Below are 15,378 nucleotides of genomic sequence, written 5' to 3'. Positions count from 1 at the left end.
CGGCGCACTGTAGACGCCACTGTCGACCCCCTTATTCCTTGGACGCCGATCCTGCTCAGAGGCCGATCACGACGTAGTGAACCAGCCCGAAGGAACGGTCGTCGAACGGAGTGGGCGGAAAGTATTCGGACTCTCCGTCATGTCCACCCCGAGTCGGCGCTGAGGACGTCAGATCAGTTCCAGCAACCACGGCTAGCCCGTCCCCCACGCTTCACAAGTGCCACAGGCAAGCCCACGACGTGTGAGACAGCACTGAGCACATGACGCACTCTTCGAGGACACGACGACATCCACGGGCGAGGCAGTTGACCGAGCCACACGACAGGCAAGAGCGGACGACACCGCTCCCGGGGCCCTACAGCGGGCCGATTCCCATGGTGCGTACCACCGTGTACGACCCCGGGCGGCCCGTCGTGCGCCCGGTCCGATGGCCCAGTGTGAGCGAGATCGCGTGGGGAATCGCGTCGGACCGCATCGCCATCATGCTGGCCGTGGCGCTGATCGTCATGACGATGCTGGCCGCGGGGCCGCTGCACCCGGTCGACAACTTCCTGAACGAGCTGCCCCGGCCCTACTGGGACACGCTCCGCGAACCCATGATCCTCTGGCCGGACACCGTCGCCTCCCGTGCGGTCGCGCTGCCGGTCCTGGGCGTCACCGCGCTCCAACTGGCCTACTGGCATCGCAGCTGGCGTCCGATCGTGCTGGGCGCGGTCGGCGTCGTGGGGATGATGTCCCTGGTGTCGGTGATGAAGCTGGCCATCAACCGGGGGCACGCCAAGGACTTCGACCCCGACTTCTTCATGGGGCCGGGCAACGTGGCCTTCCCGTCCGGGCACGGGGCGAACGCGATCCTCATCTACGGCCTGGTGCTCTTCCTGATCATCCGGTTCGCGGCGGCCCGGCCGCACATCATCCGGCGCCTGGCGTACTGCATCGTCGCCATCGCCCTGCTCCAGTCCATCGTCTCGATCTACCTGCACTTCCACTGGTTCACGGATCTGATGGCGGGGATGATCGCGGGCGGTTTCGCGCTGAGGGTGACCATCCGGCTGGACCGGATGATCCCGTCCGGGCGCACCACCCAGTGGTGGCCCTGGTACGGCGAGAGGGACGGCGCGCTTCCCGCGAGGGACTGAGCCGCTCTCCCACCCGTGGCACCGCGCCCGTCGGACCCGGTCCGGCGGGCGCCGCGCCTGTCCGCGGCCCCGACGCCCGTCCGGGACGGGGCCGGGTACGCCGACGTGTCGACGCATCCGCGTACGTGCTGGTGGGGGCGCTGGCGGGTCCGTGGGACCGACGTGGGGGAGCCGGGAGGGCTCCCCGCGGTCAGGCCCCGGTCTCCACCAGTTCCCGCATGCGGGCCAGACGTTGTAGGAACATCCGGTCCATCACAAACCTTAGTACGGTTCTGTCCACAATAGGACCGAAGAGGCTGGCGAATTCCACCCGGTCGGTGTAGGCGGTTCCGGCGCCCTCGCGTGCCGTCGTGTGCGTGTGTCGGAAGTACCGGAACATGCCGCGCAGCTGGAGGTCGGTGAAGTGGTCGCCCTCCTCGAAGGAGTCGATGACGCCGACCCAGCGCACGGGGAGGATCCCGGCCAGGCGCCAGCGCATCACCATCGTCTCGCCCTCGGCGAAGCCCGCCTCGGGCCAGTGCAGGACGCGTACCCCGCCGGGCATGGAGCCCTCCAGTCCCGACCGGCTCGTGCAGAACGCGAACACCCGGTCGGGCGGTGCGTCGAAGTAGGCCGTGTAGACCGCCGTGCTGGTGGCACGGGGGCGTTCGGTGGTGTTCGGTCCGCTCAGGAGCCCGCGTTCGTCGATCTCGCGTCCGGCCATGGTCCCTCCAGGTCCACTCGGCGTCGGCCTACCCCGGCGCCCCTGGAGGGAATCCGCGCGGAGGTGCCGTGAGGGGTGGCGCTGTGTCGGACTCCCGGCGGAGGGAGCCGTCACCCCTTGCGGAGATACCCCTACGGGGTATATTGCTTGCAATGACACGCCGGGTGAGGCGAACTTCTGTCCTGTGAATACCCCTGGCGGGTATGTTGCGAGAGTGAGGGGGAAAACGACATGACCGCAGGTGAACACGGACCGCACGGCCACGACGGGCACGCCGGTGACGGGGACGCCCCCGGCCACGGTGAGCACGCCGGTCACGGGGGTCATGGTGGCCACGGGGACCACGCCGCGATGTTCCGGACCCGCTTCTGGTGGAGCCTGCTGCTCAGCGTCCCCGTGGTCCTCACCAGCCACATGGTCTCCGGCTGGCTCGGCTACCAGGTCCCCTCCGCGCTGACCTGGGTGCCGCCGGTCCTCGGCACCGTCGTCTACCTCTACGGCGGCTGGCCCTTCCTCTCCGGCGTCGTCGGCGAGCTCCGCGAGCGCAGGCCCGGCATGATGACCCTGGTCGCCATGGCGATCACCGTCGCCTTCGGCTCCAGCACGCTCGCCACGTTCGGTGCGGTGGGCATGGAACTCGACTTCTGGTGGGAGCTGGTCCTGCTGCTCGTGGTCATGCTCCTCGGCCACTGGCTGGAGATGCGCGCCCTCGGCCAGGCGTCCGGCGCCCTGGAGGCCCTGGCCGCGCTCCTGCCCGACCGCGCCGAGAGGATCGGCGCCGACGGCGGGGTCGAGGAGGTGGCCGTCGCCGACCTGCGCACCGGCGACACCGTTCTGGTCCGCTCCGGCGGGCGCGTCCCCGCCGACGGCACCGTCGTCGAGGGCGGCGCCGCCATGGACGAGTCGATGATCACCGGCGAGTCCCGCACGGTCACCCGTTCGGAGGGCGACCGCGTCGTCGCCGGGACCGTCGCCACCGACTCCGCCGTCCGGGTCCGCGTCGACGCAGTCGGCGAGGACACCGCTCTGGCCGGTATCCAGCGGCTCGTCAGCGAGGCGCAGGAGTCCCGCTCCCGCTCGCAGGCGCTCGCCGACCGGGCCGCCGCCCTCCTGTTCTGGTTCGCCCTGGTCGCCGCCGTGCTCACCGCCGCCGTGTGGACCCTGCTCGGCGAGGCCACCGAGGCCGTCGAACGCACCGTGACCGTTCTGGTCATCGCCTGCCCGCACGCCCTCGGTCTGGCGATCCCGCTGGTCATCGCGATCTCCACGGCCGTCTCCGCCCGCAACGGCATCCTGGTCAAGGACCGCATGGCACTGGAGCGCACCCGCCTCGTGGACACCGTGCTCTTCGACAAGACCGGCACCCTGACCAGGGGTGCCCCCGCCGTCACCGACACGGCCGCCGCCTCAGGGCACACGTCCGAGCGGGTGCTGGCCCTGGCCGGTGCGGTCGAGGCCGACTCCGAGCACCCGCTCGCGAGGGCGATCGTCCGGGCGGCGAGGGAGGCGGACGCGGTGCCCGCCGCCACCGGTTTCCGGTCGCTGACCGGACGCGGTGTCCGTGCCTCGGTCGCGGACGCCGACGTGCACGTGGGCGGCCCGTCCCTGCTGGAGTCGCTCGGCCTCACCGAGCCGGGCGACCTGGCCGGACGCACCGGGCCCTGGCGCGAGCGCGGCGCGACGGTGCTGCACGTGGTCGTGGACGGTGAGGTGGCCGGTGCCCTGGCGCTGGCCGACGAGGTCCGCCCCGAGTCGGCCGCGGCCGTCCGGCAGCTCCAGGAACGGGGCGTGCGCGTCGCGATGGTGACCGGCGACGCCCGCAACGTGGCCGACGCCGTGGCCGAGCGGCTCGGCCTGGACGAGGTCTTCGCCCAGGTTCTGCCCGACCAGAAGGACGCCGTGGTCCGCGATCTCCAGTCGAGGGGGAACCGGGTGGCGATGGTCGGCGACGGTGTGAACGACGCGCCCGCCCTGGCCAGGGCGGACGTCGGCATCGCGATCGGAGCGGGCACCGACGTGGCGATCGAGTCCGCCGGGGTCGTGCTGGCCTCGGACGACCCGCGCGGCGTGGTGGCGGTCCGCGAGCTGTCGGGGGCCGGTTACCGCAAGATGGTGCAGAACCTCGTGTGGGCCGCCGGTTACAACGTCGTCGCCGTCCCGCTGGCCGCCGGGGTGCTGGCGCCGGTCGGGATCGTGCTCGCCCCGGCCGTGGGAGCGGTGCTGATGAGCCTGTCCACGATCATCGTGGCGCTCAACGCCCAGCTCCTGCGCCGGGTGGACCTGAGCGCCTCCTCCTGAGGGGCGCGGTCCGGGCACGCGCCCGCACCGTCGATGGCGGAGCCGGACCCGGTAACGTCTGGGAGGATCGTGACGCCCCTTCGGTAGCGGGAGGGACGTCGCGACAGGCCACCGTCCCGATCGGATACGGGACGGTGGCTGCCTCGTTCTCGCAGCTCAGCGAGGTTTCACGTGAAACCTTCATGCTGGCCGCGGACATGTCAGCCGAAGAGGTCCTCCGCGCGTTCGACCTTGGTGGACCGAAGGACCCACGTTCGCAGGGTCTCCAGGTCGGTGCAGGAACTGACGCGCTGGCGGACCTCGTCGGAGACGGTCAGACCGCGTGCGTCGAGGAAGAGCAGGACGCTGTTCGCGGCCTCAGCCGCACGGCCCTCCTCACGGCCTTCTTCGCGGCCTTCTTCCCGGCCCATACGGACGTACTTGCGGGCGAAGTCGCTCTGCCACTTGTAGGTGTCCAAGGCCATCAAGCCCTCCAACTCCTTCCGGGCGGCCTCCTGAAGACCGGCCAGTACGTAGTCATAGTAAAACGTGCGGTTCTTCGGAGCGGTGGAGTCAAGCGCCTCCACCACCGTTTTCAGGGTGCGCGGGTCGGTGTCCCCGTGGGCGTAGGCCGACAGCACCGCCAGTTCGGGCATCGCACGTGCCTGCTCCACGTCGGTGACGACGGGAGTGTTGCCCGGACCGATCACCAACGGCCTCAGCACGAAGTCGGGATGGCCGATGCTGATGGGCTTGGCGCACCAGCGCGCCATCGCGTCGTCAGGGCACAGGACGACGAGCACGGCGGGGCACTCCAGGCGGACGTGCAGGTTGACCAGGTAGGCGGGCCAGCTCGCCCGCTTCTCCTTGTCCCGGTCGTGCTGGCGTTCCACGACGACCGCCAGCACGTTGCGGGTCCCGTCGCGGAGCAGTGTGGCTCCGTCGCTGTTGAGCTCCTTCGGATCGCAGTTGGTGAGGACTGAGGTGGTAGGCAGTGCCTCGGTGTGGTGGGGAACGTCGAACCCCAAGGACTCCTTGAGTAGTACTGAGGCCAGGGCTGGTTGGTTCTGGATGATCCGCAGTGGGATCTCGTGGGCTCGGCTGGGCATACGTCTCCTTGTCGGGGCTGTCGGGAGGAAGAATTCACGCGGGCGTGGCCTGGCGCTGCTGGCCGAGCCACGTGTGCGTCAGTCCGCAGAGCTCGCCCCGCACGGGGGACCTGGCGGCCCTGACCACCCCGAAGCGGGGTGCGGGTTCGCCGAGCAGGTCGCCGTCGGGATCGTTCCGCCACTGCTGGCGCAGGGCTGCGGCGCGTTCGAGGGCGAGGGCGAACGCGCGCCGGACCTCCTCCGTCTCGGAGGCGAGTTCGGGGATCCGGGCGCGGGGATGCGCGGCACGGAGGCGCGGGGCGCGGAGACGCGCGAGCGCTCGTGGGCGGCGAAGTAGGGCCTGACCAGGGCGATGCCCTCGGCCGGAACGGTCTCGCGCGGAGGTGCCAGGCGGGGAGGCGGAAGCGGGGCCGGGGGAGGGGCGGGGACGTGGCGGCGGACGCGGGTGGAGCGGCGGCGGCGACCGGCCACCGTGGAGTGGCGTCCGCAGGGGGAGGAGAGGAAGGCGATCAGCGGGCCGAGGGCACGGCTGAGAAGGGCAGCGCTAAACTGGCGCATGCTGGCAAGTCCTTGTGTCTGAAGGTATGGAAGTTGCTGGCCACGGCCCCGAACGGAAATTAACCGTTGCGGGGTCATCGTGTGGGTTCAGTTGTGTGGTCGCAGCCAGATTAGGGCACGCCTGTTCGGGCGTAGCACGTTTCCCGCGAAGCGGCCGAAAAAACTTCTTTCATCTCCTGTCATGCCAGCTCAGCAGGCATGAAAAAGGGGCCAGCACTAACTGCTAGCCCCATCCAGAAAATCCCTCATGCCGGAATTGAAAGTATTCGTGCACGAGGTGTTCGGAGATCCCCGCCCGAACCGGCCAGGGTACCCCCGGCCTCAGGGGTAGATCGGCGTGAGGCCCGCGGCTTCCCGTGCGGGCGGACTTCGGGGCCCCGGTCACCGGTCCCGTCAGGGAACGAGCGCGGTCCCCACCCGCGCCCGCTCCAGGGTGCACGGCACCGGGTGGTCCAGGCACGCGCCCATCGCCCGATGCCACCGGTTACCCCGCAGCCGGGGCTCCAGCGCGGCCACCGTCGCCCCGTACTTGGTGAACCGCGCCTCCCGGACCCCGTACTCGTGCAGCCTGCGCTCGGTCGCGGTGAGCCCGCCGCGCGTCTTGATCTCCAACAGCACCGCCTCCGGGCGCATCCGCACCGACCAGCCCGCCCGGTAGCCGACCAGGTCGGTGTCCACCGTCACCCGCTCCTCGCCCGAGAAGGCCACCACCGTCGTGCGCCGGTAGTCGGTCACCGCGCTGGCCGCCAGCACGTCCGGTGCCTCGATGCCGTACGAACGCAGGGTGTCGTCCAGGAACCTCCGGGCCTCGGGGGTCATCCGGTCCGGCGGCCCCGTGTAGGCGATCCGCGTCTTGTCGGTGATCCCGCGCGCGCCCTTGAGCTTGACCTCGAACATGCGCGTCCCCGTGTCCACGTACGTGCGCGTCCGGGCCTTGAAGCGCACCCGCCGCCCCTGACGGTGGTCGTGGAAGGTCCGCAGGTCGGGAGTGTCCAGGTAGGTGGACGAGTACCGGAAGTCCCGCTGCCCGTCGATGGTCAGCACCCCGAACCGGTCCCCGGCCCCCGCGAACAGCTGTTCCAGCAGCTCGGCGGGCACCAGGTACTTGCGGCAGGTCCGGGTCACCAGGGCGGCGCGCTCGTTGATCTCGGCGAGCGACATCGGGCGCAGCGCCGCCAGGACCGGCGAGGGCACGTCCACGTGAGCAGGCGTTTCCACGGGTCTGAGGGCTTCCAGGGTCATGGGAGTCTCCATGGGGACGGGGGCTTCCACAGGGGCGAGGACGGCGGGGCTCATCGTCGTCCCGTCCGTCCCGTCACCGAGGCGAAGCCCTGCCCGAACCCGCGGCCGGGGCCCGGAACCGACGCGATCCGGGGCGCCTGGAACCGCACGTCCACGACCATCAGGTCGCGCACGTAGTCGACCTCGGTGACCTCGACCTTCTTGACCCGGCCGCGCAGCCGCGCCTCCAGGTCCTGGCGCAGTGCCACGGGGTCCTCGTGCACCACGTCCAGGGTCAGGATGCGGCGCTCGTGCCGCGAGAGCAGGCGCGGGTGGTCGGCCGCGTACAGGCCGGTGAGCAGCAGGGCGTTGAGGCCCAGCATCACCCAGGGCATCGGAGCGGCCACCGCGTTGACCAGGCCCAGGGCGATCGCCGTGAAGTAGTAGCCGATCTCGCCCTGGCTGATGAGGTCCGACCGCAGGCGCAGGATCGACAGCACGCCGAACAGGCCGAAACCGACCGCCAGGCCGACCTCCTGGTTGGTCAGCATGGACACCACGGCGAAGATGCCGGTGTTGAGGGCCACGTAGGCCAGCAGCAGGTCGCGCCGCCCGTGGCGGCGGAAGTAGATGGCGTACGACAAGGTGATGATCGCGGTCGTGTTGACCGCCAGTGCGAACCAGAACATGTGTTCATCCTCTGGACGGGCGGTGAGGATCCCATGAGGAGTGGATGAGGGAACCCTCATGTTCGTCACGCGCCGGTCATCCGAGGCGCGGACGAGGGGGCGGGGGTGTCACCGACACCTCCGCCCCCTCGTCACCGGAACGTCGCCCGCCGCACACCGGAGTCCTCCCGTCCCGGGGCACCCCGGTCATCCAGGGCCACCAGGGCCACCAGGGTCACGCAGGTCATCCGGATCACGCAGATCACTCAGGGCACAGGGCCGACCGGGCCGCCCAGATCACGCAGGCCACCCGGGCCACCCGTCTCACCCGGTCAACCGGTACCCCATCCCGCGCACGGTCACGATCCGCTCCGCGCCCACCTTGCGGCGCAGCGCCCGCACGAACACGTCCACCACGTTCGATCCGGGGTCGTAGTCGTAGCCCCACACGTGCGACAGCATCTGCTGCCGGGTGAGCACCTGGCCCGGGTGCCGCATCAGCAGCTCCAGCAGGGAGAACTCGCGCGCGGTCAGGTCCACGGACGTCTCCTCCACCGCCACCCGCCGCGTGCGCAGGTCCAGGGCCAGGCCGCCCGCCCGCAGCACCGTCAGCTCGGTGGGGCGCTCGTTGCGCATCCGCAGCCGCACCCGCGCCAGCAGCTCCTCGAACCGGAACGGTTTGGTGACGTAGTCGTCGGCCCCGATCTCCAGGCCGGTCACCGTGTCCCGCACGCCGTCGCGCGCGGTCAGGATGACCACGGGGATGTCCACGCCCAGCGAGCGCACGCGCCGCAGCACGTCGAACCCGTCGGTGTCCGGCAGGCCCAGGTCCAGCAGCATCAGGTCGAAGCCGCCGGTCACCGCGTAGTCCACGGCCTCCGCCCCCGTGCCCACCACGGTGGTGGTGAACCCGCTGGCGTCCAGGCCCTTGCGGACGAACGAGGCGATCCGCTCCTCGTCCTCGACGATGAGGATGCGACTCACACGTACCTCTTTCCGGTGGGGATGACGAGGGTGAACGTCGAACCGGCGCCCGGCGCGGAGCGCAGGTCCACCCGTCCGTGGTGGGCCTCGGCGATGGCGCGGACGATGGCCAGGCCCAGACCGGCGCCCCGGTCCCCCCTGGCCGCTCCGCTGCCCCGCGAGAAGCGCTCGAAGATCCGGCCGTGCTCCTCGGCCGGGATGCCGGGCCCCTGGTCGGCGACCCAGAACAGCACGTCGTCGCCGCTGAAGCCCGAGCCCACGCGCAGCGTGGACCCCGGCGAGGTGTGTCGCACCGCGTTGGCGGCCAGCTGCACCACGGCCTGGGTGACGCGCTGCGGATCGAGCCGGGCGGCTCCCTCGGCCAGCGACTCCAGGCGCCAGTCGCGGTCGCCGAGCCTGCGTACCTTGGCGTCGATGTCGCTGGTCAGCTCGGCCAGGGACACCTCCTCCTCGCGGAGGAAGTCGGGCTGCTGGGCCTTGGCGAGCAGCAGCAGGTCCTCCACGATCCGGCTCATCCGGTCCAGCTCGTCGGTGACCAGGCGCAGGACCTCGCGCCGCTCCTCGGGGTCGTCGCCCATCAGCTCCAGGTGGCCGCGCACGATGGTGATGGGCGTGCGCAGCTCGTGCCCGGCGTCGTCCACGAACTGCCGCTGGGCGGTGAAGGCGCCCTCCAGCCGGTCCAGCATGCTGTTGAACTGCTCGGCGAGCGCGGCGATGTCGTCCCGCCCGGACACGTCGATGCGCCGGGTCAGGTCCTCCTCGGTGATGTGCGCGGCGGTCTGCCGGACCAGGCGCACGGGTGCGAGGAAGCGGCCCGCCACCCACCAGGCCGCGGTGCTCGCGGCGATCAGCCCGGCCAGGCTGACCAGCGCGATCGTCTGCGTGGTGGTGGTGACCGTGTCGTCGTCGGCCTCGGTGAAGTAGCCGATGACGAACCACCCCGCGCCCGCGGCGTCGCCGCGGCCGTCCGGGGGCAGGGCGCGGATCTTCTCCCACCGCATCGGACCGGCGGGGGTGTCCAGGGTCCCCCGGGCGCTGGAGGCCTCCAGGACCTCCGCGACCATCGCGGGGTCCGCGGAGACGTCGAAGGGCGGCTCCTGGCCCTGGCGGATGCGTCCGGGCTGGGCCGTGGCCTCCGGGGCGCCGCCCGCGCCTCCGCCGGAGGCCGACTCCTCCACCCAGCCGAACAGGATCTCGGCCCGGTCGGGGTACTGGCGGGCCAGGTGGAGCCGGATGAGGGTGGAGACGTCGGTGAAGGGCTCGCCCGTGTTGGGGTCCACGCCCACGGCGGCGAACTCCTGGAACTCGCCGATCTCCTGGGACAGCGCCCGGTCGACGCGCTCGTCGTTGCGCGCGGTGAGCGCGCTCCAGGTGAGGATGTTGACCAGGACGAGGACGGCGGCCATCAGCAGGACGACCCAGGCCATGATGAGGAGTCTGGCGGGGATGCGCCGCTTCTGCGGCACCTCCGGCTGGGGTCCCCTCATGACCATGGTGGAGTTCACGTCGGTGTGCGCGGACGCGCCCCAGGCATCCCCGCCGACCACGCCGCTGAGGTCCTCGGTCGGGGCGTCCCCGTCGAAACGACCCTCAGTCGTCATCGTCGCCGCCCTCGTCGTCGCTGTCATCGTCGCAGTCGTCGTCATCATCATCATCATCATCGCCGCCGTCACCGCAGGTGAGGTCGGGGATCTGACCCGGTGTTCCGGAGGGGGTCGGTGAGGGTTCGGCCGATGCCTCGGTGTGGTCGGGGTCCTCCTCGTCGGGGGTCCCGTCGCCGTCGTGGTCGGTGATCGGCGGCGGGGGAGCCACGACGTCCTCGTCGGAGGGAGGGGCGGGGCTGGCGCCGGGGGACTCCCCGACCACCACCTCACCCGGGGCGGCGGTGTCCGGGGTGCGCTCGGGCATCGCCCACACCAGGACCGCCCCCGCGACCAGGAAGGCCGCGACGGTGCCCGCTAACAGCAACAACAGTGGTGATCTCATACTCGCCGAGCATTCCTGGCGCGGGGGAATACGAGATGAAACGAACATGAGGAATTCTTCATCCGCGCCCGTCGGGGCCGGACGCTGACCCGAGCGCCCGGCCCCGACGGCGCTGTCACGGGTTCGGGGCGGCCTCCGGGCTCGTGCGTCCGCGCCGCAGGCCCAGGACCGCGTCCACCACGAGGAAGGCCAGCAGGGAGACCCCGAACACCGGCAGGAACAGGCCGACGCCCACCGCCGCCGCGGCGACCAGGGCCAGGCACCACCACGGCAGTCCCCGCCAGGTCCCGCGCGGGGCGAGCGGCCGTCCCACGGAGAACGCGGTGTCCCGGATGGGGCGGCGCAGCCACCACATCCGGTAGCCCCAGAACACGAGGAAGAGCGCGGACAGGGCCACCGCCGTCAGCAGGAGCTGGTTCGGCAGGCCGAACAGCAGGCCCATGTGGAAGGCGATCCCCCACGTGGCCATCTTGGCCACGAAGGGATGGTCCTCGAACCGCAGTTCCTCGACCACCTCGCCGCTCATCGCGTCGACCGCCGCCGCGTCCTGGTGCACGGGCCAGGTCCGCCCGGTTCCCTGGACGGTGAAGGGCGCGCCCTCCTCCGCGGGCACCGAGATCTCCATCGGGCCGTCGATCCCCACGGCGTGCACCGACTCCAGGACCGCGTCCAGGTCCACGCCCTGCCCGGACGAGCCGTGGTCCGCGTGTTCGCCGTGTTCGCTGTGGTCCCCGTGGCCCTCGTGCTCCGACGGGGCGGGCGCCGACAGCGCCGGAGTGGTCCAGCCGAGGGCCACCCGCATGTCGGTCACGTTGGCCCCGGCGAACCGGGACCAGGTCAGCCCGGTGGCGGACAGCACCAGCAGACCGACCACGGCCCAGATCCCGACCGACCCGTGCCAGGACATGGTCCGGTTCCGTCCCTTCGCGGAGGGCTCGGGCAGCAGGGTGCGGCGCAGGCGGCGGGCCTTGCGCCGGCGCGCGGTCCACAGCACGACCCCGCCCAGCGCGACCGCCCACAGCCAGCTCGCGGCGAGTTCGCTGTAGAAGCGGCCGAACTCACCCAGGTGCAGGTGGCGGTGGAGTTCGGACAGCCACGACCGCACGGGCAGCGCGCCGCTGCTGCCGTAGCTGGTCGTGTCGCCGAGGAGTTCGCCGCTGTAGGGATCGACGAAGACGGCGAGCCGGTAGCTCTCGGGGAGGCCCTCCACGTCCAGGAGGACGCGGGTGCTCTCGTCGGGGTCCGTGCCCGGGCGCACGGCGCTCAGCGTTCCCTCGGGATGGGCCGCGACCGCGGTGTCCACCTGTTCCTGGAGGGGAAGCGCGCTGTCGCCGGGGGTGACGCGGAGCTGGTCGGCGTAGAGCACCTGCTCCAGCTGCGGCGCGTACGCGTACAGCAGTCCGGTGAGTGCGGCCACGGCGATGAAGGGCGCGACGAGGATCCCGGCGTAGAAGTGCAGGCGTAGGAGGAGTTGGCGCAGAGCCGCCCAGACGGGGGAGCGGCGGTTCGGAGGGGGAGGTGTCTCGGGGGAGCCGAGCCGGTCGGGGGCATGGGACGTCATGGGGGCGACCTTCCTGGGTCTGGTTCGGGGCGGCCCGGGGGGCGGGCACGCGTGGGACACCGACGTGTCGGTGGGGGCCGGGTGCTGGCGGCACCGGCGGGGTGGCTCAGAACAGGAAGGCCGCGGGCGGTCCGCGCAGAATGCGGACGTGCCGCAGGAGCAGGAGGGCGGCGCGGTGCCGGAGCGGCGTCCGTCCGCGGAGCCGTGCGGGTCCGCGGCGCGCAGGAGCGGCGGGGGGCGAGACGAGGGTCAGCAGGCGGTGGAAGAGGGAGCGCACGAGGTCGACGAGGGCGAAGGCCGCCCGCTCTCCCTGGCGCAGCCACCACGCGCACACCACCCCGGCGGCGGTGTGGGCGAGGAGCATGCCCGGCCCCACCCCGGACCCGTCCAGTGCCCCGGACCCGGCCGCGTGGGAGGCGGCGCCGTGCGACGCGGAGCCGTCCGGCGACGCGACCGCGAACAGCAGGTGCAGGGCTGCCTGTCCCCACAGCGTCGTCGCGACGAGGGGCCCGAGGCGCTGTTCGGAGCGGAAGAGCCCGTGGGCGACGGCGAGGACGAGGACGAACCCCGCCGCGAGGCCGAGCGGCGACACCGCGTGTCCGGAGGCCAGGACGTGCCCGGTGGAGGACACGCCCGTGCACACCGCGGCGAACACCGTGGCGCGCGGCAGTCGGAGCGGGACCGTACCGGCCATGGAGGACAGTATTCCGTACTTTCCCGGGGACGCCCATCCCCCTTTTGGGAGCGTTCCCATAACAGCGCGCGCACGCGTGGTCGCGCTTTCCGTAGGCGCCTGGGCCGATCGTGTCGCGCACATGTGGCCGCGGTTTCCGTGGACGACCGGACCGGCCGTGCCGCGCATGTGTGCTCGTGCTTTCCGAGTGCGCCCGGTGGGATCACGGCCCTCTGCGCGACCAGCGCGGCCACCGGGCGGGGCACCCCGGCGGGCACCGCTCCGGTCGACCCGTGGGGCACCCGGGAGAGCGCCCGGAGGGGTGCGGCCGAACGCGTTTTCGGGTGACGAAACAACGCAACGAAACGGGGATCGGTGACACAACGGGTTTCGTCACCTCGGGTTCCCACGGAAACCTGCCCGCAGGTGAGCCCCAACCGCCAACGCAATGGCCGGGCCCGCCCCTGTCGCGGTCGGGCGCGGCGCAACCCGATCTCCCCGCGGCGTTCCAGGACGGAGACGACCATGGTGTTGGCCACCCCTACCCCGCCCACCAGCAGGGATATCCCGCCCAACCCCAGCAGCAGCCCGTTGAGGGTCTGGTCGGCGGCCTGCTGCGCCTCCAGGGCGTCCGAGGGGCGTGACACCTTCACCTCGTTGGGGCTCTCCGGGTTGGCGTTGCGCCCGACCAGCGAGCGCGCGTCCGCGACCCGGTCGGGATCCAGGCGCACGTAGATCGTGGAGGCCTCCCCCCGGGCGTCGAGCAGCTCCTCGGCCACCTCCTGGCCGACCAGCACCGCGTTGTCCAGTTCGGGGGCCAGCTCCACCCGGTCCAGAACGCCGACGACGGCGAAGTACTCGTCCCCGACGAGCACGAGCGTGTCCGGGGTGATCCGGGTGACGCCCAGCCTCGCGGCCGCGTCCCGCCCCAGCACCACCGACGGGTGGTCGGTGGTGGCCGGGTTCAGCCACACGCCCCGGTCCACCCGGGCGCGCGCCCCCGGCTGTCCCGGGCCGGGCTGGTGGTCGACACCAACCGCCGCACCGCCTTCCGTGAGGGCCGCGGGCTCTCCCTCTCCCCCAAGGAGCTGGGCGTGCTGGAGGAGCTGCTGCGCGCGGACGGCGCCCCGGTGAGCACGACCCACCTCATCGAGAAGGTGTGGGACGCCCACCTGGACCCGTTCAGCGGCGTGCTCAAGGTGGTGGTGCACGGACTGCGCCGCAAACTCGGGGAGCCACCGGTGATCAGGACCGTCCCCGGCCACGGATACCGGGTCTGACATGGGGTTCGTGAGGAGGAGCGGGAAGGAGGCCAGGACCGGGCTCACCCTGCGCACCAGGCTGACCCTGGTCTACACCGCGGTCTTCGCGGCGGGCGGGGCGGTGCTGCTCGGGGCCAACTACGCGATGGTCTCCGCCAGCCTGGCCGACCGGGGCGTCGACCTGGCCGCGACCATCGTCGCCTCGGGGGACGGCGGGGGGCCCGCCGTCGCCTTCGAGCCCGCCACGCCCGCGGAGTCCGCGGGGCCGACGGAGCCGTTCGAGAGTGTGGAGGGGGCGGCCGGGCCGACGACCCCGTTGGGCGACTACCAGGAGGGCGTGCTCTCCGACCTGCTGACCACGTCGGCCGCCGTGCTGGTGGCCGTCGTCGCCCTGGCGGCCCTGGCCGGATGGCTGATCGCGGGCAGGCCGATGCGCAGGCTGCACACGGTCACCGAGACGGCCCGCCGCCTGTCCGAGCGCGACCTGCACAGCAGGCTGGCGCTGACCGGGCCCGACGACGAGTTCCGGGAGCTCGGCGACACCTTCGACGACATGCTCTCCCGCCTGGAACGGGCCTTCGAGGCGCAGCGGCGGTTCGTCGCCAACGCCTCGCACGAGCTGCGCACCCCGTTGGCGGTCCAGAAGGCCGCCGTGGAGGTACCGCTGTCGCAGGGGCGGGTCCCCGAGGACCTGAAGCCCGCGTTCACCCGCGTGCTGGACTCGGTGGACCGGAGCGAACGCCTCCTCGCGGGCCTGCTCCTGCTCGCCCGCTCCGACCGCGGCCTCGCCCGCACCGAACCCGTGGACCTGGCCGGGGTGGCGGAGGGCGCGTCGGCGCTGCTCGCACAGGACGCGCAGGAGACCGGAGTCGACCTGCGGACCGACCTCGCGGCCGCGGAGGTGGACGGGGACCCGGTTCTCCTGGAGCACCTCGTGCGCAACCTGGTGGACAACGCCGTCCACTACAACGTCCCCGGCGGGTGGGTCGAGGCGCGGGTGCGCACGGCGGCCGGACGCACCGTGCTGAGGGTGTCCAACACCGGCGGACGGGTCACCGACCCCGAGAGCCTGTTCGAACCCTTCCACCGGGGTGACGCCGCCCGGGTGCGCACCGAGCGGCCCGGCAGCGGCCTGGGCCTGGCCATCGTCCGCTCGATCGCCTCCGCCCACGGCGCGCGGGCCACGGCCCGCGCACGCCCGGAAGGGGGACTGGTGGTGACCGTCGGGTTTCCGGCC

13 protein-coding genes and 2 pseudogenes are annotated in these 15,378 nt (G+C 72.0%); 5 read left to right on the top strand and 10 right to left on the bottom strand.

The features are described from left to right. Window positions 1-374: 374 nt before the first annotated feature. Window positions 375-1,139, top strand: coding sequence for a phosphatase PAP2 family protein (locus ACSIH6_RS32870; protein WP_435112241.1), 765 nt, complete (start codon window positions 375-377; stop codon window positions 1,137-1,139). A gap of 190 nt (window positions 1,140-1,329) precedes the next feature. Here the strand turns inward: ACSIH6_RS32870 and ACSIH6_RS32865 are convergent, their stop codons facing one another. Further along, window positions 1,330-1,842, bottom strand: coding sequence for an SRPBCC family protein (locus ACSIH6_RS32865; protein ID WP_435112240.1), 513 nt, complete (start codon window positions 1,840-1,842; stop codon window positions 1,330-1,332). A 231-nt stretch (window positions 1,843-2,073) separates the two neighbouring features. On the opposite strand from ACSIH6_RS32865, the gene ACSIH6_RS32860 reads away from it, so the two are divergent. Next, complete coding sequence (locus ACSIH6_RS32860) at window positions 2,074-4,140, top strand: heavy metal translocating P-type ATPase (RefSeq protein ID WP_435112239.1); 2,067 nt, start codon at window positions 2,074-2,076, stop codon at window positions 4,138-4,140. A gap of 200 nt (window positions 4,141-4,340) precedes the next feature. Here ACSIH6_RS32860 and ACSIH6_RS32855 read toward each other — a convergent pair whose 3' ends face one another. From ACSIH6_RS32855 to ACSIH6_RS32815, 9 genes and pseudogenes are all read right to left on the bottom strand, one after another. After that, window positions 4,341-5,228 (bottom strand): hypothetical protein, encoded by an 888-nt coding sequence (locus tag ACSIH6_RS32855; protein ID WP_435112238.1) that lies wholly within the window; start codon window positions 5,226-5,228, stop codon window positions 4,341-4,343. Between the two features lie 34 nt (window positions 5,229-5,262). Further along, window positions 5,263-5,786, bottom strand: a pseudogene (locus ACSIH6_RS32850) (hypothetical protein). 393 nt (window positions 5,787-6,179) lie between these two features. Then, window positions 6,180-7,028 (bottom strand): polyphosphate polymerase domain-containing protein, encoded by an 849-nt coding sequence (locus ACSIH6_RS32845; protein WP_435112237.1) that lies wholly within the window; start codon window positions 7,026-7,028, stop codon window positions 6,180-6,182. Window positions 7,029-7,078: 50 nt separating this feature from the next. Next, entirely contained in the window at window positions 7,079-7,696 is a 618-nt protein-coding gene (locus ACSIH6_RS32840; protein WP_435112236.1) for a DUF4956 domain-containing protein, read from the bottom strand. Between the two features lie 303 nt (window positions 7,697-7,999). Continuing rightward, the gene (locus tag ACSIH6_RS32835; RefSeq protein WP_017562850.1) at window positions 8,000-8,659 is read right to left on the bottom strand and encodes a response regulator transcription factor; all 660 of its coding nucleotides are present in this window, start codon (window positions 8,657-8,659) and stop codon (window positions 8,000-8,002) included. After that, complete coding sequence (locus tag ACSIH6_RS32830) at window positions 8,656-10,260, bottom strand: sensor histidine kinase (RefSeq protein ID WP_435112235.1); 1,605 nt, start codon at window positions 10,258-10,260, stop codon at window positions 8,656-8,658. The genes ACSIH6_RS32835 and ACSIH6_RS32830 overlap by 4 nt, the downstream gene beginning before the upstream one ends. Then, entirely contained in the window at window positions 10,250-10,645 is a 396-nt protein-coding gene (locus ACSIH6_RS32825; RefSeq protein ID WP_435112234.1) for a hypothetical protein, read from the bottom strand. The genes ACSIH6_RS32830 and ACSIH6_RS32825 overlap by 11 nt, the downstream gene beginning before the upstream one ends. 115 nt (window positions 10,646-10,760) lie before the next feature. After that, window positions 10,761-12,206, bottom strand: a complete 1,446-nt coding sequence (locus tag ACSIH6_RS32820; RefSeq protein WP_435112233.1) for a PepSY-associated TM helix domain-containing protein — start codon at window positions 12,204-12,206, stop codon at window positions 10,761-10,763. Between the two features lie 106 nt (window positions 12,207-12,312). Then, entirely contained in the window at window positions 12,313-12,900 is a 588-nt protein-coding gene (locus tag ACSIH6_RS32815) for a hypothetical protein (RefSeq protein WP_435112232.1), read from the bottom strand. Between the two features lie 504 nt (window positions 12,901-13,404). On the opposite strand from ACSIH6_RS32815, the gene ACSIH6_RS32810 reads away from it, so the two are divergent. The 3 genes and pseudogenes from ACSIH6_RS32810 to ACSIH6_RS32800 form a co-directional block, all read left to right on the top strand. Then, window positions 13,405-13,614: a hypothetical protein gene (locus ACSIH6_RS32810; protein WP_435112231.1), complete on the top strand. Its 210-nt coding sequence runs from the start codon at window positions 13,405-13,407 to the stop codon at window positions 13,612-13,614. A gap of 251 nt (window positions 13,615-13,865) precedes the next feature. Then, window positions 13,866-14,159: pseudogene (locus ACSIH6_RS32805) on the top strand (winged helix-turn-helix domain-containing protein); the annotation flags it as partial. A gap of 1 nt (window position 14,160) precedes the next feature. Beyond that, the coding region (locus ACSIH6_RS32800) for a sensor histidine kinase (RefSeq protein ID WP_435112230.1) at window positions 14,161-15,378 on the top strand (1,218 nt) is incomplete at its 3' end.

It is taken from the genome of Nocardiopsis synnemataformans (assembly GCF_965343085.1).
Taxonomy (GTDB): domain Bacteria; phylum Actinomycetota; class Actinomycetes; order Streptosporangiales; family Streptosporangiaceae; genus Nocardiopsis; species Nocardiopsis alborubida.
The sequence above is the reverse complement of the archived record's forward strand: the minus strand, read 5'-3'. Positions and strand labels throughout refer to the sequence as shown.